This is a genomic window from Micromonospora sp. NPDC047762, assembly GCF_043204655.1.
In the GTDB taxonomy this organism is placed as follows: domain Bacteria; phylum Actinomycetota; class Actinomycetes; order Mycobacteriales; family Micromonosporaceae; genus Micromonospora.
The window spans coordinates 281,598-304,780 of the sequence record NZ_JBIDCQ010000006.1 but is presented as its reverse complement, the minus strand read 5'-3'; the positions used below and the strand labels follow the sequence as shown (position 1 = coordinate 304,780).

Annotated in this window: 22 protein-coding genes; 7 read left to right on the top strand and 15 right to left on the bottom strand. The window is 70.9% G+C overall.

Annotated elements, in window-relative coordinates:
* The first annotated feature begins 52 nt into the window (after positions 1–52).
* The 3 genes from ACGF3C_RS20670 (at position 53) to ACGF3C_RS20660 (ending at position 3,068) form a co-directional block, all read left to right on the top strand.
* The gene (locus ACGF3C_RS20670; protein WP_357227559.1) at positions 53–460 is read left to right on the top strand and encodes a YciI family protein; all 408 of its coding nucleotides are present in this window, start codon (positions 53–55) and stop codon (positions 458–460) included.
* An 8-nt stretch (positions 461–468) separates the two neighbouring features.
* A complete protein-coding gene (locus tag ACGF3C_RS20665; protein ID WP_357227562.1) occupies positions 469–1,614 on the top strand; it encodes a DUF6596 domain-containing protein in 1,146 nt (381 codons plus the stop codon).
* A gap of 431 nt (positions 1,615–2,045) precedes the next feature.
* Entirely contained in the window at positions 2,046–3,068 is a 1,023-nt protein-coding gene (locus tag ACGF3C_RS20660) for a glycoside hydrolase family 11 protein (protein ID WP_355008593.1), read from the top strand.
* Positions 3,069–3,132: 64 nt separating this feature from the next.
* Here ACGF3C_RS20660 and ACGF3C_RS20655 read toward each other — a convergent pair whose 3' ends face one another.
* The 10 genes from ACGF3C_RS20655 to ACGF3C_RS20610 all read right to left on the bottom strand — a co-directional run bounded on the left by ACGF3C_RS20655 (position 3,133) and on the right by ACGF3C_RS20610 (position 13,714).
* Positions 3,133–4,566: a protein kinase gene (locus tag ACGF3C_RS20655; RefSeq protein WP_357227554.1), complete on the bottom strand. Its 1,434-nt coding sequence runs from the start codon at positions 4,564–4,566 to the stop codon at positions 3,133–3,135.
* A 120-nt stretch (positions 4,567–4,686) separates the two neighbouring features.
* Positions 4,687–5,580, bottom strand: coding sequence for an SGNH/GDSL hydrolase family protein (locus ACGF3C_RS20650; protein ID WP_357227551.1), 894 nt, complete (start codon positions 5,578–5,580; stop codon positions 4,687–4,689).
* 123 nt (positions 5,581–5,703) lie between these two features.
* Positions 5,704–6,378 (bottom strand): DUF6891 domain-containing protein, encoded by a 675-nt coding sequence (locus ACGF3C_RS20645; protein WP_357227548.1) that lies wholly within the window; start codon positions 6,376–6,378, stop codon positions 5,704–5,706.
* Positions 6,379–6,455: 77 nt separating this feature from the next.
* Positions 6,456–7,070 (bottom strand): dihydrofolate reductase family protein, encoded by a 615-nt coding sequence (locus ACGF3C_RS20640; protein ID WP_357227544.1) that lies wholly within the window; start codon positions 7,068–7,070, stop codon positions 6,456–6,458.
* A 255-nt stretch (positions 7,071–7,325) separates the two neighbouring features.
* On the bottom strand, positions 7,326–8,726 hold the full coding sequence (locus ACGF3C_RS20635; RefSeq protein WP_357227541.1) for a non-reducing end alpha-L-arabinofuranosidase family hydrolase: 1,401 nt from the start codon (positions 8,724–8,726) through the stop codon (positions 7,326–7,328).
* Between the two features lie 185 nt (positions 8,727–8,911).
* Positions 8,912–9,997, bottom strand: coding sequence for a hypothetical protein (locus ACGF3C_RS20630; RefSeq protein ID WP_357227538.1), 1,086 nt, complete (start codon positions 9,995–9,997; stop codon positions 8,912–8,914).
* A 47-nt stretch (positions 9,998–10,044) separates the two neighbouring features.
* Entirely contained in the window at positions 10,045–10,497 is a 453-nt protein-coding gene (locus ACGF3C_RS20625; protein WP_357227535.1) for an OsmC family protein, read from the bottom strand.
* A 25-nt stretch (positions 10,498–10,522) separates the two neighbouring features.
* Positions 10,523–12,262, bottom strand: a complete 1,740-nt coding sequence (locus ACGF3C_RS20620; protein WP_393224236.1) for a multicopper oxidase family protein — start codon at positions 12,260–12,262, stop codon at positions 10,523–10,525.
* Positions 12,259–12,711, bottom strand: coding sequence for a DUF6220 domain-containing protein (locus ACGF3C_RS20615; protein WP_393224233.1), 453 nt, complete (start codon positions 12,709–12,711; stop codon positions 12,259–12,261). Before ACGF3C_RS20615 ends, ACGF3C_RS20620 begins: the two co-directional genes overlap by 4 nt.
* Before the next feature lie 10 nt (positions 12,712–12,721).
* The gene (locus ACGF3C_RS20610) at positions 12,722–13,714 is read right to left on the bottom strand and encodes a carboxymuconolactone decarboxylase family protein (protein WP_393224230.1); all 993 of its coding nucleotides are present in this window, start codon (positions 13,712–13,714) and stop codon (positions 12,722–12,724) included.
* A gap of 144 nt (positions 13,715–13,858) precedes the next feature.
* Here ACGF3C_RS20610 and ACGF3C_RS20605 point away from each other — a divergent pair, with 144 nt between their 5' ends.
* From ACGF3C_RS20605 to ACGF3C_RS20595, 3 genes are all read left to right on the top strand, one after another.
* Entirely contained in the window at positions 13,859–14,989 is a 1,131-nt protein-coding gene (locus ACGF3C_RS20605; protein WP_393224227.1) for a sensor histidine kinase, read from the top strand.
* Between the two features lie 25 nt (positions 14,990–15,014).
* The gene (locus ACGF3C_RS20600) at positions 15,015–15,677 is read left to right on the top strand and encodes a response regulator (protein WP_393224224.1); all 663 of its coding nucleotides are present in this window, start codon (positions 15,015–15,017) and stop codon (positions 15,675–15,677) included.
* A 107-nt stretch (positions 15,678–15,784) separates the two neighbouring features.
* Positions 15,785–16,498, top strand: a complete 714-nt coding sequence (locus ACGF3C_RS20595; RefSeq protein WP_355008580.1) for a hypothetical protein — start codon at positions 15,785–15,787, stop codon at positions 16,496–16,498.
* Positions 16,499–16,510: 12 nt separating this feature from the next.
* Here the strand turns inward: ACGF3C_RS20595 and ACGF3C_RS20590 are convergent, their stop codons facing one another.
* A complete protein-coding gene (locus tag ACGF3C_RS20590) occupies positions 16,511–17,278 on the bottom strand; it encodes a class I SAM-dependent methyltransferase (protein WP_393224220.1) in 768 nt (255 codons plus the stop codon).
* Between the two features lie 132 nt (positions 17,279–17,410).
* Between ACGF3C_RS20590 and ACGF3C_RS20585 the strand changes: the two genes are divergently transcribed.
* Positions 17,411–18,943, top strand: coding sequence for a gluconokinase (locus tag ACGF3C_RS20585; RefSeq protein ID WP_393224217.1), 1,533 nt, complete (start codon positions 17,411–17,413; stop codon positions 18,941–18,943).
* On the opposite strand, the gene ACGF3C_RS20580 is transcribed toward ACGF3C_RS20585, so the two are convergent.
* The 4 genes from ACGF3C_RS20580 to ACGF3C_RS20565 are packed head-to-tail and all read right to left on the bottom strand — an operon-like array spanning position 18,921 to position 23,036.
* Complete coding sequence (locus ACGF3C_RS20580) at positions 18,921–19,811, bottom strand: ABC transporter permease (RefSeq protein ID WP_393224213.1); 891 nt, start codon at positions 19,809–19,811, stop codon at positions 18,921–18,923. The genes ACGF3C_RS20585 and ACGF3C_RS20580 overlap by 23 nt on opposite strands.
* Positions 19,811–20,710 carry an ABC transporter permease gene (locus ACGF3C_RS20575; protein WP_393224210.1) on the bottom strand — a complete coding sequence of 300 codons (900 nt, stop codon included), beginning with the start codon at positions 20,708–20,710 and terminating at the stop codon, positions 19,811–19,813. Before ACGF3C_RS20575 ends, ACGF3C_RS20580 begins: the two co-directional genes overlap by 1 nt.
* A complete protein-coding gene (locus tag ACGF3C_RS20570; RefSeq protein WP_393224207.1) occupies positions 20,707–21,819 on the bottom strand; it encodes an ABC transporter ATP-binding protein in 1,113 nt (370 codons plus the stop codon). Before ACGF3C_RS20570 ends, ACGF3C_RS20575 begins: the two co-directional genes overlap by 4 nt.
* Positions 21,816–23,036 carry an ABC transporter substrate-binding protein gene (locus ACGF3C_RS20565; protein ID WP_393224204.1) on the bottom strand — a complete coding sequence of 407 codons (1,221 nt, stop codon included), beginning with the start codon at positions 23,034–23,036 and terminating at the stop codon, positions 21,816–21,818. Before ACGF3C_RS20565 ends, ACGF3C_RS20570 begins: the two co-directional genes overlap by 4 nt.
* Between the last annotated feature and the right edge of the window lie 147 nt (positions 23,037–23,183).

Genomic DNA, 23,183 nt, shown 5'->3' with positions numbered 1-23,183 from the left:
CCGGAGTGAACGTGACCACGACGGGTCGCAGCCAACACCAAGGAGCACCACGATGGCCAAGTACCTGCTGCTCAAGCACTACCGGGGCGGCCCGGCCGGGGTGAACGACGTGCCGATGGACCAGTGGACCCCGGCGGAGATCTCGGCCCACATGCAGTACATGCGCGACTTCGCGGCCCGACTCGAGGAGACCGGCGAGTTCGTCGACGGTCAGGCACTCGCCCCGGAGGGAGCGTGGGTCCGGTACGACGGCGAGGGTCGCCCGCCGGTCACCGACGGCCCGTTCGCGGAGACCAAGGATCTCATCGCCGGCTGGATGGTGATCGACGTCGACAGCTACGACCGGGCTGTCGAGCTGGCCGGGGAGTTGTCGGCCGCGCCCGGGGCGGGCGGGAAGCCGATCCACGAGTGGCTGGAGCTGCGCCCGTTCCTGAGCGAGCCGCCCACCATCACGGAGTGACGACTCCGATGGACGAGACGCTGCTGCGCAACCTCACGCCGAGCGTCCTCGGGATCCTCGTCCGCCGCGGAATCGACTTCGCGGCGGCCGAGGACGCCGTGCAGGACGCCCTGGTCGAAGCGGTCCGGGTCTGGCCGGCCGACCCGCCGCGCGACCCGAAGGGCTGGCTGACCACCGTGGCGTGGCGACGGTTCCTCGACGCGGCCCGAGCCGACACCGCTCGCCGTCGACGCGAGGATCTCGTCGAGGAGGAGCCGGCGCCGGGGCCCACCCCCACCGCGGACGACACGCTCCAGCTCTACTTCCTGTGCGCCCACCCGTCGCTCACGCCGTCGTCCGCTGTCGCGCTCACGCTGCGCGCTGTCGGCGGGCTGACCACCCGGCAGATCGCCCACGCCTACCTGGTGCCCGAGGCGACCATGGCGCAACGCATCAGCAGGGCCAAGCGCACCGTCTCCGGGCTGCGGTTCGACCGACCCGGTGACGTCGCCACCGTCCTGCGCGTCCTCTACCTGGTCTTCAACGAGGGCTACTCCGGTGACGTGGACCTCGCCGCCGAGGCCATCCGGCTCACCCGGCAGCTCGCGGCCGCGATCGACCACCCCGAGGTGGCGGGGCTGCTGGCACTCATGCTGTTGCACCACGCCCGGCGCGCCGCCCGGACCGCCCCCGACGGCAGCCTGGTGCCGCTCGCCGAGCAGGACCGCAGCCGTTGGGACACCCGGTCGATCGCCGAGGGCGTCGCGATTCTCCAGGCGGCCCTGGCCCGCGACCAACTGGGTGAGTTCCAGACCCAGGCGGCCATCGCGGCGCTGCACGCGGACGCGCCCACCGCCGCGGAGACCGACTGGGTGCAGATCGTGCAGTGGTACGACGAACTGGTGCGCCTGACCGGGAACCCGGTCGTCAGACTCAACCGCGCGGTGGCGGTCGGTGAGGCCGACGGTCCCAGGGCCGGCCTGGCGGCGCTCGCGGCGGTGGACGACGCGCTGCCCCGGTACACGGCGGTGGCGGCGTACCTGAACGAGCGGGACGGCGACCTGGCAACGGCGGCGCGGCTGTACGCCGAGGCTGCCCAGCAGGCCCCCAACCTCGCCGAACGCGACCATCTGACCCGCCAGGCCGCCCGGCTCAACGACCTACGGCGTCGCTGACCCCTCGGGCAACGGGAGCGTCCGCCCGTGTCGTTGACCAAGGCCGGGGCACCTGGTCCGGAAAGTCTCCGGAACTTTCGGCGGCACCATCCCGGCCAATGTTCGGCTGTCGGGACGCCGTGACGACCGCCCTGACCTCTGATCCACTACTGACCTGGATGGATGCCGCTCCGGTGATGACGGCGGTGTTGCTGCTCTGTTTCCGGAAGTTGTTGACAAGTCGACGGCCGGGTTAATACGGTCGCCATCGACGGCATTCGATTGTCGTCAGCACCAGCCACCACGCCCCACTTCTCCGATCGTCGTGCAGGACGACCGGCCCCACCACCACCGAGCGGTACGACGCCGTGGCCGTCACCCGGCCGCCGGCAGCCTGCCGAGGCGTACCGCGCCGCTGGCCCCCGCCAGCCGTCAGAGGAGGCAACAGTTCCATGACCGACACCAGCCACACCAAACCGAGAGGCCGCGCCCGTATGCGGCTGCTCCTGGGCGCCGCATGCGCCGCCGTCGTGGCCGTCGCCGGCACGATGACGGCCACCAACGCGTACGCCGAGGCCGACCGGACCCTCACGTCGAACCTCACCGGCACGCACAACGGGTACTACTTCTCCTTCTGGAAGGACAGCGGCAACGCCAGCATGACGCTGCGCGCCGATGGCCGATACACCAGCAGTTGGGACAGGAGCACCAACAACTGGGTCGGCGGCAAGGGTTGGGCCACCGGCAGCCGGCGGACGGTCACCTACTCGGGCAGCTACAACCCGGGCAACAACAACACCTACCTCGCCCTGTACGGATGGACGCGCAACCCGCTGATCGAGTACTACGTGGTGGAGAACTTCGGCAGCTACAACCCGAGCAGCGGCGCACAGCGGATGGGCACTGTCACCACTGACGGCGGCACCTACGACATCCTCCGCAGCCAGCGGGTCAACGCCCCGTCGATCGATGGCAACCAGACGTTCTACCAGTTCTGGAGCGTCCGTCAGCAGAAGCGCTCGAGTGGCACCATCACCACCGCCAACCACTTCGACGCCTGGGCCCGGGCCGGCCTGAACCTCGGCACCAACCACAGCTACCAGGTCATGGCCACCGAGGGCTACCAGAGCCAGGGAAGCTCCGACATCACCGTGCGGGAGGGCAGCGGCGGCAACCCGACCACTCCGCCCACCACCGGCAACCCGGGGACCGGCAACTGCAACGCGACGATCTCCGCCGGCCAGCAGTGGGGTGACCGGTTCAACCTCAATGTCGCCGTCAGCGGCACCAACAACTGGGTGGTCAGCCTCGGCCTCGGTGGTGGCCAGAGCATCCAGAACAGTTGGAACGCCTCCGTCAGCGGCAGCAGCGGCACCGTCACCGCGAGGCCGAACGGCAACGGCAACAACTTCGGGATCACGGTCATGGCCAACGGCAACTGGAACTGGCCGACGATCACCTGCAGCACCGGCTGACCCGATCGACTCCTGACCCACACTGCTGGCGTGGCGGCCTCGGCCGTCACGCCAGCAGTCGTCGCTAGACCTCCGGCGCCGCGTTCTCGTCCGCTGCCGGCGCCCCCGGGGACGGCTTCTTCGTCGGCTCCGGGGCCGACTCCTCATCGCTCTCCGCGGACGCTGTCGCGGTCGGCGCCGCCGTCGTCCCACCCGTCGGGGCTGCCGTCGGCTCCGCTGGCGGGCTTTCGGACGAGGTGGGCTCGGGCGCGCCCCCGGTGCTCTCGCCGGAGGGCGTTGGCTGGCCGACCGGCCCGGCACCCGCCGAAACGCCTGCCGTCGGGGTCGGGGAGCCAGGCGCGCGGACCGGCAGGCCCCCGGAACCGCGGGTAGCCGGTTCTCCGCCACCCACGCCCAGGTCGGGCTCGCGCTGCGACGGGCCCGTCGTGGACACCGCTGGCGGCGTCGACGGCCCGTCGGTCGGGCCCGTCATCATCCCGATGGGATCGGCGAACACCAGGACGGCGGCTGCGGCGGCCATCGATCCGAGAACCACAGCGAGCACCTTGGGCCCCGGGCCGCCCGACCGCTTCGCCGCACCGCCGACGACCGGCCGTTGAATCTCGGTGCGTTCGACCGCCCCGACCGCCGCCCCGACCGGCGCTCCGACAGCCGTCCGCAGCTGATCGGCCGGATCCGCGAGCATCTGGGCCGCCGCGGCCATTGTCGCCGCCGTCGGGAAGCGACGGCTGGGGTCCTTGGCCATCGCTGTGGCAACCAACCGCTGGACCGCCTCCGGAACGTCCTCGGGCAGTGGCGACGGCTCCTCTTCGAGATGGCGCAACACCACCGCTATCGCGTTCTCGCCCTCGTGCGGGGGCCTGCCGGCAAGACAGTGGTAGACGACCGCCCCCAGCGCGTAGATGTCGATCGCCGACGTCGTCTCGCTCCTGGTGACCTGCTCGGGTGCCATGTAGAGGGCGGTGCCGACGACCTGGTTCGTCCCGGTGAGGCTCGCCGCCTCCTGGGTCACCGCGACGCCGAAGTCGACGAGTATGACGTGCCCGTCCGGCTCGATGATCAGGTTGCTGGGTTTGACGTCCCGGTGCACGACGCCGGCGTCGTGGGCGGCCTGGAGCGCGCGGGCGGTCTGCGCGGCGATCGACATCGTCTCGGCCACACCCAGCCGGCCCGTCTCGGCGATCCGCTCCGACAGGGGCTGCCCCTGCACGCACTCCATGACGATGTACGCGAGCACCGGAGCGTCGGGCTGGGACACCTCACCGTAGTCGTAGACCTGCGCGACACCCGGGTGACGCAGGGCCGCCATCGCCCGGGCCTCGCGACGGAACCGTTCGCCGAAGCCGGGATCGGTGACCAGCCGCGGTCGCAGCATCTTGATCGCGACGCGGCGGTCCAGGGTTTCGTCGACCGCCCGCCAGACATCGCCCATTCCACCGCTGGCGATGCTCTCGAGCAGACGGTAACGGTCCCCGACGACTTCCCCCACAATCGGCATGACATCGTCGGTACCCCGGACTGCCCGATCCCAAGCACCGCGACGTCGGCCGAGCCCGGTGTCCCCATGAAGAGGCCCCGCCACTTCCGACGGGGCCGCTTCGACCGTTCGGGGGCCTGATCAGCTGTTCAGTCTGGCGATCAGGGCGGTGGCCATGCCCTGCTCACCTCGGGCGTTGGGGTGGAACGGCGCGGCCGAGTTCTGCGGCACCAGACCCTCGACCCACCGGGTACCGCTGCTCTTGCACGCGTCACGGCCGATCGACGGCGTGTAGACGTCGGCGTAGGTGGCGCCGTTGGCGCTCGCGACGCTGGCCAGCATCGCGTTGAGCGACTTCTCGACGCCACGCAGGTACGGCACGTCCTGATAGGCGATCGGAACGACCGGCCAGCAGCCGTAACCGCTGTCGGGCAGGATCGCCGGATAGCCGAGCACCACGACCCGCGCGCCCGGCGCGGCCTGCCGGACCGCCCGGAGCACGGCGGTGATCTTCGGTGTGGCGGCGACGATCCGTGCCTGCAACTGGTCGACGCCTCCGGCGGTGTACCGGTTCTTGCACGGAGATCCGAGCGGGCTGCTGACGCTCGCCTCCGCGCAGTCGCCAATGATGCCGGCGAAACCGATGTCGTTGCCGCCGATCTGCACCGTCACCAGCGAGGTGTTCGAGGTGACCGCGTTGAGCTGCGGTGGCGTCGTGATGCCCAGCTGGCCGCTACCGCCGTAGAGGATGTCGTCAGTGGTGGCGCCGGAGCAGCTCACGTCGGCGAACGACGACGAACCGGCGGACGCCGCCACCAGCGACGGGTAGTTGCGGTTGGACCGTAGGCAGTTGAGGTCGACCTGGGTGGGGATCAGCGGGCCTGCGGTGTACGAGTCGCCCAGCGCTACGTAGCGGCCGGTGGGCACGGCGGCGCTGGCGGGGGTGGCGACGGTGAGCAGCACGCCGGCGGTGGCGAGGGCGAGTGCGGCCAACCGGGTGGCTGCCCGCAGGAGGGGCAGGCGGGGACGGGTCATGGCGCCTCCCAGGAGGGAATCAGGGGTGGTGGTGCCCGAGATCCTGTCGCCGCCGAGGCCGCGCGTCAATATCGATGGGCCTCACTAAACATCTGGCCGAAGTGTGGGATGGAACGATGGCGGTCAATTCAGTGGCGCATACCACCGGGCACCGGTGACCTCGATCCGCCGGGACTGCTTGCGGTTCCACTCCACCTGCATGCCGTGCTTGCGCAGCACCGGGAACGCGACCTCGTCCAGCAGTCGTTCCAGGTCGGCCTGGTAGCTGGCCTGCTGCTCGGCCTCCGACAGGCCCGCGTAGGCGGCCTCGTCGAAGTCGGCCGGCGGATAGACGCCGTAACCGAGGTAGACCTCGCCGTCCTCGCTCGCCAGCAGCGACTCGGTGTCCTGCTGGTGGTACCAGAGAAACCCGCGCCAGTGCCGTGAGTCGTCCCGCTCGTCGTCGATCTCGGCGCTCGCGCAGGTGCCACAACAGCTGAAGTTCTCCCGGGCCAACACCCCCAGCCCGTTGAGCTCGACGAAGGCACGGGTGAGGTTGCCGCGCACCTCACCCCACTCGCGCTGCTGCTCCCGCCGAACCGCCAACGCCGTCTCGTGTGCCGCCCTGAGCTCATCGTCGGTCGCGCCGCAGCGCTCGTCGTCGTCGTCGAAGAAGTCGACGAACTCGTCCGCGTCGCTCTCACCACGCACCACCCAGGCCCACAGCTCGTCCTCGATGGCGGTGCGGCCCGGCTCGGGGATCCGATCGCTGAGAAACCTGACGCCGGCAGGGCGATCGTTGTACGTCCACTCGGTCACGCCGAGATCTTCACATGGGCCTGTGACGGCCTCGCTCGGAGAACGGCCGGCGCGGCGGCCGTCCCCGCAGGAGCGCCCTAGTTTCCGGCCGGCGCCTGGTCCTTGACCTCGTCGTAGCCAACCGGCGTCGGCGCCGGGCCCGGCGCGTAGATCACGCGAAGGACACCCGTCGGGAACGCTTCCGTTGCCAGCAGTCGCAGGTGGTACGCCGCGTCACCCTCGTCGAACAGCCTGCGGCCCTTGCGCGCGGCCACCGGATGCACCAGCAGACGCAGCTCGTCGACCAGGCCGGCGGCGAGCAGTTGCTGCACGACGGAGATCGACCCGGGGATGAGAACCCCGCGCACCCCGGCGTCGGCCTTGAGCGCGGTGACGGCATCGAGGAGGTCCCCGTCGATCAGCTCGGAGTTGCGCCAGGAGAACTCCAGCGGCTGACGCGAGGCGACGACCTTGCGCATGTCGCCCAGTTGCTTGGCGAACGGTGCGTCCTCGCCACCGGCGGCCTCACGGTCCGGCCAGGCCCCGGCGAAGCTGTCGTACGTCTCGCGGCCGATGAGCAGCACGTTGGCGGCGTCGTAGTCCTCGGTGACGGCGCGGCCCATGTTCTCGTCGAAGTACGGGAAGTGCCAGTCAGGGTCGATCTCGGCCACACCGTCGGCCGAGATGAACAGCGTGGAGATGACCTTTGCCATCGCGGAGGTCCCTTCGAGTCGGGTGATGTCGGTAGGTCGACCGGCGCATCGTCCCAAACTCGTCAGCCACAGCCCGCCCCGCTGGCGCGTGTCGTGTCCCGTCTTTGTCAGCCGGCGTCACGGGAGCGATCCAGTGCCAGGTTTCCGGAGACCGGGGACGCCGAAGGATCAATCGCGCTCGGCGTGGTGCGGGGCGGGCTCGGTGTGACGCCGAGCCCGCCCCGTTCCGGTTCGGTCGAGCGCGATCGAAGCCGGTCAGCGCTGCAGGGTCAGCAGACCCGGCCGGTACGGCAGGAGGCCGTAGTCGCCGCCGGAGCTGGGGGAACGACCCTGGTAGAGCAGTTGCAGGTTGCAGGGGTTAACGGTCATGGTCTGGTCGGCGTTGGTGCGCAGCAGCTCACCGTGGCTGATGTCGTTGGTCCAGGTGGCGCCGCTGTTGGCCTTGCCGGCGAACGGGTTGCTCTCGCTGGTGGCCTGTGGGGTCCACGATCCGCCCAGGCTGGTCGCGGTGAACGAGCGGAAGTAGCGACCCTGCGAACCGATCGCCTCGACGATCATGAGGTAACGGTTCTGGCCTTGGAGCTTGTAGACCTGGACGGCTTCGAACAGGTTGTTCGTCGAGTCGCTCATGATGGTCGTGTAGTTGGAGCCGAAGCTGCCGGGGAAGTTGCCGATCGGCATGCTGGCCCGGTAGATCTTGCCGTTGTCACCGGCGAAGAACAGGTACATGTTCTGGTCGTCACCGATGACCGCCTGGTCGATCGGGCCGGTGCCCGAACCGGTGATGCTGCCACTGAACAGCGTCTGCGCCGCTGACCACCCGTTCGGGTTGGTCGGGTTGGTCGAGGTCCGGTAGGAGAACGCCGGCCCACCCCACTGGTAGGCGAGCACCCAGATGTTCTTCGGCGCGAAGTAGAACAGCGACGGCGCCACTGTCGCGTTGTTCATCGCGTTCTGGCTGGCCGAGGCCATCTGCGAGTAGTTCGAGAAGAGGCCGAAGTTCATCGAGCCCCACCGGGTGCCGGTGTCGTGGGTGGTGGCGTAGACGAGCTGCTGGCCGTTGTACGGCGCGACGGTGAAGTCCTTCAGCGAGACCCAACCGGACCTCGGCTGCGCCAGCGCACCGGTCGACGACCACCGGTACGTCGACGGAAGGTCACAGGTCTGGGTGGGCGGCGGCGTGGTCGGCGGCGGGTCGGTCGGCGGCGGAGTAGTCGGGGGCGGAGTAGTCGGCGTCGTGCCACCGGTGCAGGTGACACCGTTCAGGGCGAAGCTCGTCGGGGCGGGGTTGCTGCCCGTCCAGGACCCGTTGAACCCGAACGACACAGTGCCGTTGGCCGGGATCGCACCGTTGTAACTCACGTTCTTCGCGGTCACCGCCGACCCGCTCTGCGTCAGCGACGTGTTCCAGGCCTGCGTCACCGTCTGCCCGGCACCGTACGACCAGGTCAGCGTCCAACTGCTCAGCGGGTCACCCAGGTTCGTGATCGCCACGTTGGCACCGAAGCCGCCCTGCCACTGCGACGACACGGCGTAGTTCACCGAACAACCCTCAGCCGCGGCACCGGCCGGCAGCGCCGCGACAACTGTCGACGACAGCAGTAAGCCGACGCCGGCCGCAACCAGACCGGCATTGGTGGCTCTGGATCTGACCATGTAGCACCCTCCTCGCGGGACGGCGGCCCATACATTGGTGGTGGTCATTGCGTGGTAAGCGGTTGTGAACGTTAACAGGCCGCGTCAGGTATGCTACGGGAGCGCTCCCATACCCTCAACAGCATCTATCTTTCGTTCTCGCCGATGTCGAGGTTGCCGATGCTGCCGGCCAAGCGGTGACCTCCTCAGGCGACGGTGAGGGTCACGACACCGAACTGGTTGCTCCGCTGTACGTAGTGCGGCAGATAGAGCTTCCACGTCACGGTCAGCTCGCGCCCGGCCCGCATTGAGGCCGGCACCTCGGCGACCATTTCGAACACGGCAGTGCCGCCAGCGGGGATCTGCGGTAGGGCGCGGCAGTTCAGCCGGTAGAGCTGGGCCGAATTCACCGCGTCGTTCGTCGCGTCGCCGAGAGAGAACCGTTCCATCAGGTAGGCCGGGCAAGGGTCCAACGCGAGGGGGCCGTCGGTCGGGTTGCCCAGCGTCACCCGGAAGGTGAGCCGCGACCCGGCGACGGCGGTCGTCGGCCCCTGCACAGCGACGGTGAGTTTCTCGAGCGGCGAGGACGGGGGCTTCGACACCGCCACCGGCTCGGTGAACCCGCTCGCGGACAGCGTCCCGCGCGCGCGGGGGTTGACCCCCTCCCCCTGCGGACAGCCCGGACGCTCGACGGCGGTTACCGGTGCGCGCAGCCTGCCACCGTCGTGCGGCAGCTCGATCGCGAGCTCCAACGACCCCTTCACCGGCTGGCAGAACGGTCCGGACCAGTCCAGACGCAGGCTGGCGTTGCCGCCGGCCGGCACGACGATCACCCGGGTGCGGCCCTCCTCGTCGATGCCGTGGGTGTAGAGCATCGGGATCTCGCGACCGGCGGCGCGCATGGTCGTGGGCACCTCGCCCTGCAGGGTGCACTCGACCGTCGACGAGTTCCGCACGTCCACTTCGCCGATGAGCTTGCCGATGGCGGCGTCGAAGCCCCGAGGCGTCTCACCGCCGTTGCCGGGCCGCGTCCAGGTGGTGAGCCGACCGGCCAGCTGCTCCGCCCGGCACGGTTCGCTGTCGTTGGCCGGCGTTCTCGGCGCGGCAGGGCGACCGTTGAAGTCCTCGTCGGTGATCTTCAGGTCGGCCCAGGGCACGCTGCCGTCGGCGAGCAACTCGGTGGGCGCCGGCAGCGCGACCGTCGGGTCCGAGCGACCCGGCTGGGCGTTCGGGTCGGCACACGCCACCACCACGGTGAGGACGATCAGCAGTGGCACCAGTAGTCGACGCATCCCGCCACCCTCGCACGAACGAGCCGCACAGGCCTGAGTAGCAGTGCTCAGCGCCGATCAGTCGCTGATGGCCCCGGGCCCTCGGCGATCGCGACGGGAGTGCCGAGCTCGACGGTACGGGAGACCGTGCACAACCGATCGTGCGACTGCTGCAACGACCGGGGCAGCGCCGCACGGGCCGCGTCGCCCTCCGCGCCCTCCGGGAACGTCACCGTGAACTCGACCCGCAGGTTGCGCATCCGGTTTCCGCCGGCCTCGTCCCGGATCTTGTCACCGGTCACGGCGACGGTGAACTCGGTCGGCTCGGCACGACGACTGGTGATGTGGTCCACGTCCACCGCGGCGCAACCGCCGATGGCGGCCAGCAGCAACTCCACCGGCGTGAAACTGCCGTCCTCGCCCGTGCCCAGCGACACCGACCCACCACGGGAGTTCCGCACGACGTAGTTGCCCAGGCTGGTGCGCTCGATCGCCACCGAACGGAAGGTGTCCTCAGTCATGACAGAAAACTACCCGTCTCGGCGATCACGAGTAGGTGAGATGCAGCGTCATCCCGGCATCGGCGTGCGCCAGGTTGTGGCAGTGGTTGGCCCACATCCCCGGGTTGTCGGCCCGGAACGCCACCTCCCACACCTCGCCCGGACGGACGTCGAACGAGTCCAGCCACAGCGGGCTTCCGGTCGCCGGTCGACCGTCGCGGGCCAGCACCAGGACGTGGTGGCCGTGCAGGTGCCACGGGTGCACGGTCTGCGACCGGTTGACGATCGTGAACCGTACGACGTCACCCAGGCGTACGACCTGCGGTGGGATGTCCGGATCGGCCGCGCCGTTGACGGTGTGGGCGTACCGCGGTAGCAGTCTGCGCAGGTCGAGGCCGCGATCGAGGACGAGGGTGAACGTCTTGTCGAACCGGGACCACTGCACCGGGGCGGTCGCGCCGTAGCCGAGTGGATCCAGCACCGGCCAGGCACCGGTCGCCGTCGACACCGGTCCGGTCGAGTAGACGGTCCGTCCGTCGACGACCAGTGCCACCGGGGTCGCCGGCGCGTCGAAGACCAGGTCGTAGCGGCCCCCGGCCGGGATCAGCACTGCGGTGTCCACCAGCGGCGTCGGGCCGCGCAGGTCGACGCCGTCGACCGCGGCCACCCGGAACGCGGTCCCGGCCAGGGCGTACCGGTGCGTCGTGCTGTCGGTGTTGATCAGCCGCAACCGCACCGGCACGCCGGCCTCGACCTTCTCCACCCTCGGCGCGGGCAACGGACGGCCCGCCAGGGTGTGCACCGGCACTGTGACGTCGAGGCCGGTCACCGGGCCCGGTCGCACCACCAGCACCCCGTAGAGACCCATCCGCACGCCGACATCGGAGGCCGAGTGCGTGTGGTACCAGTACGTTCCGGCCTGGTCGGCGCGGAACCGGTAGACGAACTCCTGCCCGGGCCGCACCGCCGCCTGGGTCACGCCGGGTACCCCGTCCTGATCGTTTGGCACGTCGTACCCGTGCCAGTGCACTGTGACGCCGCGCTCGATGTTCCGGTTGCGCAGCGTCACCTCCAGGACGTCGCCGACGGTGGCGGTCAACTCCGGTCCGGGGACCTGCCCGTTGAACGCCCACGCCGCGACGTTCCGCCCGCCCGCGTCCACAGTGGCGGTTGCGGCGGTCAGTGTGAACCGCCGGGTGGGTTCGTCGGCGATGCGGGTCGCCGGAGAACCATGCTCATGCGGTACGGCGGGTGCGGCGCCCGGGGTGACGGTCAGCCCGGTTCCGGTCAGCAGGGCCGCGACCGCCACCACGAGGGCCGCCCGGGACGCCGTCCGGGACGGGCGCGCACCGAGCGCACGCGCCGAGATCACCGTGGCCGTCACGACCCCGGCGACCGCCAGCAGCCCCGCCCCGGCCGACGCCGGATAGCCGTGCAGGACCGTCACGAGCAGGGCGCTGCTCGTGGCGTACCCGGCGAAGAGGAGCGGGACCGCGACGGCCCGGATGTCGCCCGGGGCCCGCAGCAACCGCGGACCGGCGACACCCACCGCCGCGAGCGACAGCGGAGCCGCGATGAGGACCTTCTCCGCCGCGAACCACCAGCCGGCCCGGGCGAGGGCGGTGATCGTGAGCGCGCGGGCGAGCGTGGCGAGCAGCGCGACGACCGCCAGTCCCAGTGCGAGCGGGCGACGACGGGCGGCGGACGCGGCGCCAGCCCCCAGCCAGGCGGCGACCGCGAGGACCGCGATCACGAGGTCGGCCACGAGCAGCGACCCGGTGGTCACGCCGGCTCTCCTTCCCGGGTGACCAGCCGAGCCGCGCCGGCGGGGACCGGCACGGCGAGCTGTCGCGCCGCCCGATGGACGCCGACCACGACGTGCACCGCGATGATCCCGTTGAGCGCGTGCAACCCACCGATGGTCAGGCCGAGCGGGGTGCTGACACCCGACGCGTCGGTGGACGCCTCCGCCACCATGGCGATGAGTGGCTGGAGGGCGACGAGGCCGATCGGGAGGACCGCCAGTCCGATGATCTTTCCGGGTGCCTTCGCCAACGCGGCGAACAGGGCGGTGAGCAGCGTGAGAAGCGGGATCACCGCCATGCCGTTGACGCTGTGCAGCGCGTACGCGTCGTCGCCGGCGGGTCTGGTGAACCCACCCACGGCGGCGAGGACGAACTGCACGGCGAACGCGACGAGCAGCAGTGCGCTGATGATGACGAGTGCCTTGCGCATGGGTTGCCTCCTAGAGGTGCGCCGAGGCGAGGGCCTGGGCGACGTGATCGGTGGCCGTGATCGCCCCGTACGCGACCAACCGCACGAGGTCGGCGTCGGCGGGGTGGGAGAGCCGCCAGAGAGCGACGTCGCCCGGGCTGATCGCGCCGGGCGCGAACGCCGCCAGCAACGCGATCCGCGTCCCGACGCGGTCCGCGCCCGGCACGTCCCGGACCAGGTCGACGGCCCAGTCCGTGGGCCGCGCCGGGAACTGCCCGTCCTCCCAGCGCACCGTGGCCGTGACGGTCTGGCGCGCCACCGCGCCCAGCAGGTCCCCACCCCGGGTGGCGGCGTTCCGCAGCGACGCGTAGGCGACACCCACCGGGCCGTCCCCCGCCCAGGCGGGAGGTGATGCCGTCGGGTCGACGTCGAGCAGCGGAAGGCTCAGGCCGGGCTCCTTCGACTCCCGGGCCGCCCTGGCGTAGAGCCGGCCCCCGACCGAGCGCACCAGCGGGGAACGTTGCAGGCCGCCGGGGAGCAGATCGGGGTCGAGCAACGCGGAGACGACCCGGTTGATGAAGTGGAAGGCGAGCAGGGTGCCGGTGATCTCCGGGCCGTAAGCGCTGGTCCAGTCGGCGGATCTGGGGCTGCGGCTCGCCTGCGCCCAGCCGACGAGCGCCGCGTGCCCCGGCTCGGCGGGCGTCTCGCCCCGGGCGACGGTCTCCGCCAGCTTCGGTGCGCCCAGCGCGTGCAGCAGCAGCACGTGGGCGTCGACGCAGAACTGACAGCGGTTGGCCCGGGAGACCGAAGCCGCGACGAGTTCGCGGTCGACCCGGGGCGCGTCCCCGGCGAGCAGCGCCTCCCGCATCAGCGCCCAGGTCGCGGCCAGCACTTCCGGCACGGCCGAGAGCGCCTGGAAGGTCGGCAACGGCCCGAGGAAGTCGTCGCGCAACTGTTGGTAGACGGCTGCGGTGCGGCCGGTGGCCGCCCTCGTCGGTGTGGGGGCGAAGAAGCGGTATGTCATGGGCTCGATGCTTGTTCCGGCGGGCCGGGAAAACGTCGTGCCGTCGCAGACACTTGCCGCGCCGCTCATACCGCGTCCGTGGTACGCCGCAGCTACCACGCGCGCGGGATGCTCCACCGACGACGGCCGTTCTACAGTGCGACCATGCGCCGCGACCTCCCGTACGCCCTCGGCGGTCTCGCCCTCGGCGTCCTCCTGCTCGGCAACGCCGTGCTCACCCCGGACGCCGCGCCGGTCGAGGTGCTCGACGTCGCCCTGGTCCTCGCCACCGTGGTGGCCCTGGCGGCGTGCCGGCGATACCCGGTGGTGGCGCTGGGCGTGGTCACCGTCGCCATGCTGGCCGTTCACGTCCGGGTGCATCCCGGGGTGTCCGCCGCGTTCCCCGTCCTCTGCGCGGTCTACGTCAGCGCCTGGCAGGGACACCGGTCGGCCGCCGCCGTGGCCAGCCTTGTCTTCCTCGGTAGCTTCCTGGCCAGCGACATCTCGATGGCGCCGGCCGGCCGACCAGGCCAACTGGTCGCCGAGCGGACGGCCCTGCTGCTCGGCTGGTTCGTGGCGGCCAACGTCGCCGGCCTCGTCGCGCGGCAGCGCCGGGCGTACCTCGAGCAGGTCGAGCAGCGGGCCGTCGAGGCCGAACGCACCCGCGAGGAGATGGCGTTGCGCCGCGCCGGGGAGGAGCGCCTGCGCATCGCCCGCGACCTGCACGACTCCCTGACCCACAGCATCTCCGTGATCAAGGTGCAGGCGGGGATCGCCGTGCACCTGGCCCGCAAACACGGCGAGGAGCCGTCGGCCACGCTGCTGGCGATCCAGGAGGCCAGCGGCGCCGCGATGCGGGAACTCCGCACGACCCTCGACGTCCTCCGCGCACCGACCGACGGCGATCGGGTCGGGCTGGCCCGGGTGGACGAGCTGGCCGAGCGGACCCGGGCGGTCGGCGTACCGGTGCAGGTGACCGTCACCGGCCAGCGCGGCGACCTGCCCGACGAGGTCGACCAGGCCGGGTACCGGGTCATCCAGGAGGCACTCACCAACGTGGCCCGCCACGCCGGGCCCGCGACCGCGCACATCCAGGTGGAGTACGCCCCGGCGGGGCTGACCGTCGCGGTCAGCGACGACGGTCGGGCGTCGCCGACCGAGCCGCTGACCCCGGGCGTGGGCCTGCGCGGCATGCGGGAGCGGGTCAGCGCCCTGGGCGGCACACTACGGACCGCCGCGCACGACGACCACGGCTTCACCGTACGGGCCACCTTCCCGCTGGACGGCCCACGATGACCGCCCGCCTCTCCCAGGAGCCGGGATGATCCGGGTGCTGCTCGCCGACGACCAGGCGCTGATGCGGGCCGGCTTTCGGGCACTGCTCGACGCCGAGGACCACCTGGAGGTCGTCGGCGAGGCGACCGACGGCACCTCGGCCGTCCACCTGTCCCGGAGTCTGCGCCCGGACGTCGTCCTGATGGACGTGCAGATGCCGGGCCTCGACGGCATCGAGGCCACCCGGCGCATCGCCGCCGATCCCGACCTGGCGGCGATCCGCGTTCTCATCCTCACCAACTACGGGCTCGACTCCTATGTGTTCGCCGCGCTCCGCGCGGGCGCCAGCGGCTTCCTCCTCAAGGACGCCGACCCCGCCGACCTGCTGCACGCCGTCACGGTCGTGGCGCGCGGTGACGCGCTGCTCGCGCCGACCGTCACCCGCACACTGATCAGTGAGTTCGTGGCCGGACCACCGCCGGCCGTGCCGACCGCCGGACGCGACGTGCTGACCGCCCGGGAGCAGGAGATCGTCGAACTGGTCGCCCGTGGGCTGCCCAACGACGAGATCGCCGCGCGCATGGTGATCAGTCCACTGACCGCCAAGACACACGTCAACCGGGCGATGACGAAGCTGCACTGCCGCGACCGGGCCCAGTTGGTCGTGTGGGCGTACGAGTCAGGGCTGATCACGCCCCGTCGGCGGTGATCGCCGTCTCCGAGAGCCGAGTCGATCAACCCCCCTTGGGAACATGAGGGAGGGTCGACGCACTAGCATTGCCGCCGTCCGCGACGGCTCTGCTGAATCGAGGCGACATGCGTTGGCTCCGTCGATTGCTGGGCGGTAGGCGAGTCCAGCTCGACCCGGGACGCCAGCAGGCGCTGCTGCACGACGTCCAGTCCCGGTACGGCCCCCACGCGCGGGTCCGGTTCAACGAGCAGGTCGACGCGCTCACCGGTTCGCTCGACAGCGACGACGGCCTGGTGGTGGCGACCCGGATCGTGAGTCAGGTCGCCGACGAGGCCCACGTGGACCTTCAGGCCCAGGCGCAGGAGATCCACCGGCGGACGGGCCGACGGCTGCTGGTGCACCGCCGTAACTACCGGCCGCTGTGGAAGGAGGCCGGCCCGGCCCTGCGCTGGCCGCTGTTCGCGTTGCCGTGTGGCTTCCACCCGTACGCGCAGGTGGCCGCCGCGGTCACCGTGGTCGGCAAGCGGGCGCCCCGGCTCGACCGGGTGACCGACCCGAACCCGGTGGTGACCCGCGTGTTCGAGGTGCTCGACCTGACCACCTCCGGCTGGGAGTACGGCCGGGTGCGGGTGGACACCGACGCCGCCACCCTGGCCGATCGGCTGATCGTCAGTGCCGGGCAGGTCCTCGCGGCCATGGACGACCCGCCGCGACTGCCACCCGCGGTCCGGGAGCTGATGCGTCGCAACAACACCGTCGCCGTGCACGATCCGGCCGGCCCTCGGGCGGTCGGCGGGATCAACCTGGGCGCGCGGATGCGGGAGGAGTTCCTGGTCTGAGCGCCGTCGGCGCTACTGATCGGGGCGCCGACGGGCGAGATGGACGATGAGGTCGGCGCGGAGCTCGACGGTCTCGGGCAGGACCTGTTCGATCTGGGCGAAGGCCTGCTCCTGCGTGGAGGTCGACAGCTCGAGGTACGCCGAGATCGTCGACAGATGCCCGACGTAGTCGCGCGCACTCATCGTCAGTCGACGCTCGATCACGGTCTGCTGCACATCGGTGAACCACTCGGACCGTTGGAGCTCGGTGCCCGGCCACTGCATGGCCTGCTCCGGGGGCGTGCCGTCGGGCGAGGGGATCTCGTCGCTCTCCAGGAAGGGCTCCCGGGCGGCGCGGACAGCGTCCGCCACCGCCGGGTCGACCAGCTGGGTGGGTCCACCGAACGAGGCGAACACGCCGCCGGGTTCCAGCAGCGCGGCCATCCGCGACCACCGCCCCTGCGGTGTCGTCCAGTGCAGGGCCGCCGCCGCGTAGACCAGGTGGTACGTCGCGCCCGGCCGCAGGTCCTCGAACGCGGCGCGGACGGTGTGGACGCCTGCTGGCACGTGCTTGCGCAACTCGGCGAGCATGGCCCGGTCCGGTTCGGTCGCGGTGACCGTGACGCCCGCTGCGGCGAACAGCCGGGTCGCCTTGCCCGTGCCGGCGCCGATCTCGAGGGCCGTTCGAACGGGCCGGCCCGCGTACGTCAGCACCAGGTCGACAAGCTCGGCGGGGTACCCCGGCCGGTACCGTTCGTATTGTCTGGCCACCATTCCGAAGCTCAGTGCGCGAGCAGGCATGGGGGCAATCCTGTCACCACTCGCGTCGGTGACGCCCGATCTTCCGCGCGAACGGGTCGGCTGCGGGCCGGCGTGACGACAACTGCGCGCAACCGCTTGCCGGTCCGCCGAACACCGCTCGACCATGGGCGGATGGGGCCGGAGCGGCGGGTGATCGTCGGAGTCGACGTGGGCACCAGGGCCGTGCGGGCTGTCGCGTTCGCACTGGACGGCACCGCCCGACACGTCGCGACGCGGGAGTACCCACTGCTTGAGCCGATACCCGGCTGGCAGGTACAGGACCCGGACGTGCTGATGGCGGCCACAGTGGCGGCGATGTCCGCGTGTGTGGCCGGCACCTGCGGGGCGGAGGTGGTCGCCGTCGCGCTCAGCTCCGCCAGGTACGGCCTGATCGGGCTGGACGCGGCCATGACGCCGGTGACGCCGCTGCTGACCCGGCACGACAGGCGGTCGTCGGAGGCGGCCCGCGAGTTGCGGTTGTCCGGCCAGAGCCGGGAACTGCACCGGTTGACGGGCACACCCGTGCACCCGATGAACCCGCTCTGCAAGCTGCTGTGGTTCGCCCGCCACGAGCCGCGGCTCTGCACCGCGACGCGGTGGTGGATCGGCCTCAAGGACTACGTGGTCCATCGGCTCACGGGGATGTTGGTGACCGAGTTGTCCTCCGCATCGGGCACCGGGATGTTCGACGTGCACCGTCGGCTGTGGAGTTCGGCAGTACTCGATCTTGCCGGGGTGTCCGAGAGTCAGCTGCCCCCGGTGCTGCCCACGACGGCGGTGTTGCGGTTGTCGGCGATGGCCGGGCGCGCGGTCGGCCTGCCCTCCGGCACACCGGTCGTCGTCGGCGCGGGTGACGGTCCGTTGCGGAGTCTGGGCGCGGCGGCGACCGACCCCACCGTCGGTGGCCTGACGCTCGGGGCCACCGGGGCCCTGCGAACGGTCGTCGAGGCTCCCCTCACCGACCCGGCGGAGACTTTCTCCTGCGGTGCGTTGACCGACGACGCGTGGGTTGTCGGCGGCGCGCTCAGCAACGGCGGCAACGTCGTACGGTGGGCGGGAGGTGTCCTCGGTGACGACGGGGCCGCGCCCGCGCTCCTGGATCTCGCCGAGCGGATCGCACCGGGCAGCGATGGTCTCGTGATGCTGCCCTACCTGCGGGCCGATGAGGCCCCGCCGCAGGGCTGCGCCCCGCCGGGCGCGTTCCTGGGCCTGCGCAGCGAGCACTCGCGCGGCCACCTGGTGCGGGCCGCCGTGGAGGGTGTCTGCCTGCAACTCGCTGGTGTCCGTGACCGGCTGGCCGCGCTGACGCCGATCCGCAGCGTCCGCCTGACCGGCGGTGCCTTCGGGTCTCCGCTGTGGCGCGAGGTGATGGCGGCGGTGCTGGACTGCCCGGTCCGGGTCGCGGGTGTGGCCGAGCACGTCACCCTCGGCGCGGCGGCCCTCGGGCTCTTCGCGACCGGTCAGACCTGCGATCTTCGGAAGGCGGTTGCCCAGCTCGATCCCGGTGTCGCCCGCGGCGAGCCCGTCGCGGTGGACCCGGCTCTCGCCGCGGCCTATCGCGGTCTGCGGACGAGGCTGCCGGCGCTCCTCACCGTCGCGGGCCGCCTGGGCGAGATCCTCGACGAGGCGGCCGGCGCCGGCCTCAGTGCTCCGGCTCGTCCTTGACCCGGGCCACCAGCTGGGTCGGGTTGACGTAGCGCAGCGCGACGACGAGGAGGACCAGCATCATCGAGGTGTAGATGACCGCCATGGCGTCGACCGACTGCTGAGCCCTGATCCCCGACGCGGACATGGAGTAGTAGAGCGCCACCACCAGGGTCTGCGAGTCCGGCCCGGCGGTCAGGAAGGTGAGCTCGAACATGCCCACGGTGCGGACCAGCACGAGGATCGCGGAGGCGAGGATGCCCGGCACGAGCAGCGGCGTGAGGACCCGGATAAACACCGTCCGCAGGCCGGCGCCGCACATGCGCGCGGCGCTCTCGATCCTCGGGTCGATCTGCTCGATGAACGGGGTCATGGTCAGGATAACGAAGGGCACCGACGGCACGAGGTTGGCGAGCACCACCCCGGACATGTGCCCGGCCAGGCCGAACTTGTAGAGGACTGTCGCCAGCGGGATGCCGTACGTGATCGGGGGCATCAGGATGGGCAGCAGGAACACCAGGAAGATCAGCCGTTTGCCCGGGAACGAGCGCCGCGCGAGGGCGTAGGCGGCCGGCACGCCGATCACCAGCGAGAGGCCAACGACGAGTACGGAGACCTCCAGCGTCACGACGATGACCTGGAACAGCGCGAACTCGTCCCAGGCTCGGGCGTACCAGCTGGTGGTGTAGCCGTCCGGGAGCCAGGTGTCGAACCAGCGCCGGCCGAACGAGCTGACCAGCACGGACGCCACGACGCCCAGCAGGTTGAGGAAGAAGAAGATGACGACGCCCCACACGATCCAGGCGGCCGGGCGCGCGGTGATGCGCCGCCGTCGGTCGGTGCTGGTGGCGGGGGGCCGCGCTGGTGGGGCCTGGGTGCTCGTTGCCATCAGCCCTTGCCTCCGGTGGAGCCGGTGTAGAAGCGGCTACGGGCGGCCAGCACCACAGCGATGATGACCAGCTCGACGAAGCCCATGATCATGGCGATCGCCGACGCGTACGGGTAGTCGTACTGCTCGTAGGCCGCCTGGTAGGCGGCGAGGGAGATGACCCGGGTCTCTCCGGCCGGGTTGCCGACCAGAACGGCCGACGGGAACACGCTGAACGCCAGGACGAACGTCAGGCAGAAGGTCGTGGCCAGGCCGGGCATCAGCAGCGGCAGGGTGATCCGGGTGAACCGACGACGCCAGTCCGCGCCCAGCGTCGCGGCCGCCCGTTCCAGGGTCGGGTCGATGCCGGACAGGTACGACAGCACCAGCAGGAACGCGAACGGAAAGCCGGTGATCACCAGCGAGAAGAACACGCCCCAGTAGTTGTGGGTCAGCCGCACCGGCTCGTCGACCAGGTTGCCGGCCAACAGGATCCGGTTGAACCAGCCGGTCGGGCCGAGGAAGTTCAGCAACCCCTGTGCGGTGAGGACCGTGCCGAGCGTGATCGGCACGACCAGCAGCGTGGTGACCAGCCGCTTGCCCCGGAACCGGCCACGCATCCGGTAGGCGATCGGCACCGCGGCGAGGACGTTCAGGAGCGCGGCGGGCAACGCGATCCGCAGCGTGATCCAGATCGTGCCCCGTTCGTAGGAGTCGGAGAAGAACCGGGCGTAGTCGCTGAACGGCCCGCCTCTGGTCGGCTGGAACGAGAGCGTCAGCCCGTAGAAGAACGGGTAGAGGAACAGGGCGATGACGAAGACCAGGGCCGGGAGCAGCAACCAGAGCTGGCGATCGACGCCCCGCTCGGCGAGGCGGTGCTGCCAGTGCGCCAGCGGTCTCCCGGGCCCGGCGCCGCTCACCGCGTCGCCCCCGAGGCGTTCGCGAGGCGGTCGGGCTGCGCCGACGTGTCGGCGGGATAGACGAGCAGCCGCTGCGTGTCGACGGCGAGCTTGACCTGGTCGCCCGGCGCGATCCGCTGCTCGGTCCGCAGGTGCAGCAGCAGCCCGGTGTCGGTGCGGGCCTCTGCCGCCAACTCGCGGCCCTGGTATTCCACCACCTCGACAGTCGCCGACATGGCGTTGCGGGTCTCGCCGGGCCCGTCGACGCGGATGTCCTCGGGGCGTACCGCGACCACGACGTCCGCGCCGGGCTGGAGGCCCCCCACCACCTCGCCGAGCAGGCGATGGCCGGACGACTCGACGGTGGCCCGGCCGCCGTCGGACTGCTCCACCCGCCCCCGCCACAGGTTGCGATAGCCCATGAAGTCGGCGACGTGCCAGTTCGCCGGTCGGGTGTGCAGCTCACGCGGCGAGCCGATCTGCTGCACCCGCCCCTCCCGCAGCACCACCAGCCGGTCGGCCAGGGACAGCGCCTCCTCCTGGTCGTGGGTCACGTAGACGGTGGTGAGCCCCAACGACTGGTGCAGGCGGCGGATCTCGGTCCGCATCTCCAGGCGCAGTTTGGCGTCGAGGTTGCTCAGCGGCTCGTCCATCAACACCAGGGACGGCTCGAACACGACGGCGCGGGCGATCGCGACGCGTTGCTGCTGGCCACCCGAGAGCTGACCGGGGAGCTTGTCGACGTGGTCCTCCAACCGCACCAGCCGCACCGCCTCCGCCGTACGCCGGCGCGTCTCCTCCTTGGGCAGCCGCCGCATCCGCAGCCCGAAGGCGATGTTCGCCCGGACCGTCAGGTGCGGAAAGAGGGCGTAGCTCTGGAACACCATGCCGAAGCCGCGCCGCTCCGGCGGGAGCGTGTCGATGCGGCGCTCGTCCTGCCAGATGCTCCCCTGCGTCAACGGGAGCAGCCCGGCCAGGCAGTTCAACGCCGTCGACTTGCCGCAGCCGGACGGGCCGAGCAGGGCGATGAACTCCCCCGCCTCGATCGTCAGGTCCAGGTCGGTGAGCGCGGCCTGACCACCGAAGCGGCGGGACACCCCGTCCAGCCGCAGCTGGGTGAAGGCGCTCATCCCTGCTTGACCTTGCCGCCGCCGATCTCCCGGTCCCAGCGGCTGAACGCCGCCACCAGGCTCTTCGCGTCGAGCGGGACCTCGGTCGGGTTTCCGGCAATCAGCGCGTCGTACTCGGGGCGGCCGAACTCCCGGATCGCGTCCTGGCTCTTCTGCGGCGCCGACGAGAGCTGGACCTCCTTGATCGCCGGGCCCGGGTAGAAGTAACCCTCGTCGTACGCCTTCGCCTGCTGCTCAGGGGTGAGCATGAACGCCAGCAGGGCCAGCACCGCGGCCTGGGTGTCGGTCGACACGCCCTTGGGCAGGACGGCGTAGTGCGCGTCGGTGACCCAGTGGAAGCCGTCGATCGGGGTGATCCTGGCCTCCTTGGGCACCGTGCCGAGCACCCGCGGGTTGATGTCCCAACCGGTTGTGCTGACGATGAGATGCGCGGTGCCGTTGGCGAGGTTCTTCATCGTCTCGGTGGTGCCGGACGGGTAGTAGTCGACGTACTGGCCCAACTCCTTGAGGAAGGCCCACGTCTTGTCCCAGCCCGCAGTGGGGTCCTTGGGGTTCGTGTCCCCCAGGATGTAGGGCAGACCCATCAGGAACGTCCGCCCCGGTCCGGAGTTGGCCGGCCGGGCGTACTGGAATTTCCGGGGGTTGGCTCTGGCCCAGGCGAGCAGCGCGTCCGCGCTGGTGGGTGGCGTCGCCAGGCGGGACGGCAGATACTCGAGCAGCGGACCTGACGGGTAGTAGGTGACGGTGACGCCCGCGTTGCCAGCGAGCTTCTGCATCGCGGCGGCCGGTGCCAGATAGTTGCTCATGGCGCCGAGGCGGTCCTGGAAGGTTGGCAACACGTCGATCCAGAGCCCCTGCTCGATCCCGGCGGCCAGACCGTCGACGCCGGTCAGCACGAGGCCGATGTCCACCCGGTCCGCCCCCTGCTGGGCCTTGATCTTCCCGGCCAGTTCGGGCGCCGGCGCCTTCGAATAGGTCACCCGGGAGATCACGTCGGGGTTCTTCGAGACGAACTCGTCGATCATTGCCTGGGTCAGCTGGAGGTTGCCCGCCACGTCGAGGACGTTGAGCGTGACGGCCTTACCGGGCCGCTGCGGCACCTCACCGGTGCTGTCGCCCTTGTTGTCGCCGGGGGCCTCGGGTGCCCCACACCCGACCGTGCCCACCAGAAGCGACGATGCCGTGACCAGGAGAGCGCCGCGTCGTGAGATACCCATGAGCCGTTCCCTCCGCCAGGTGTCATCAGTGCTGATTGAGGCAGCCGGCGCGCCGCGGCGGCAACGGGTTGCCATGTATTGCCTCGCGCGAATGTGTTCCGGGCGCTGGATTGTTGCGGGGGCATTGCCGAGTATTCACGGCCGTCA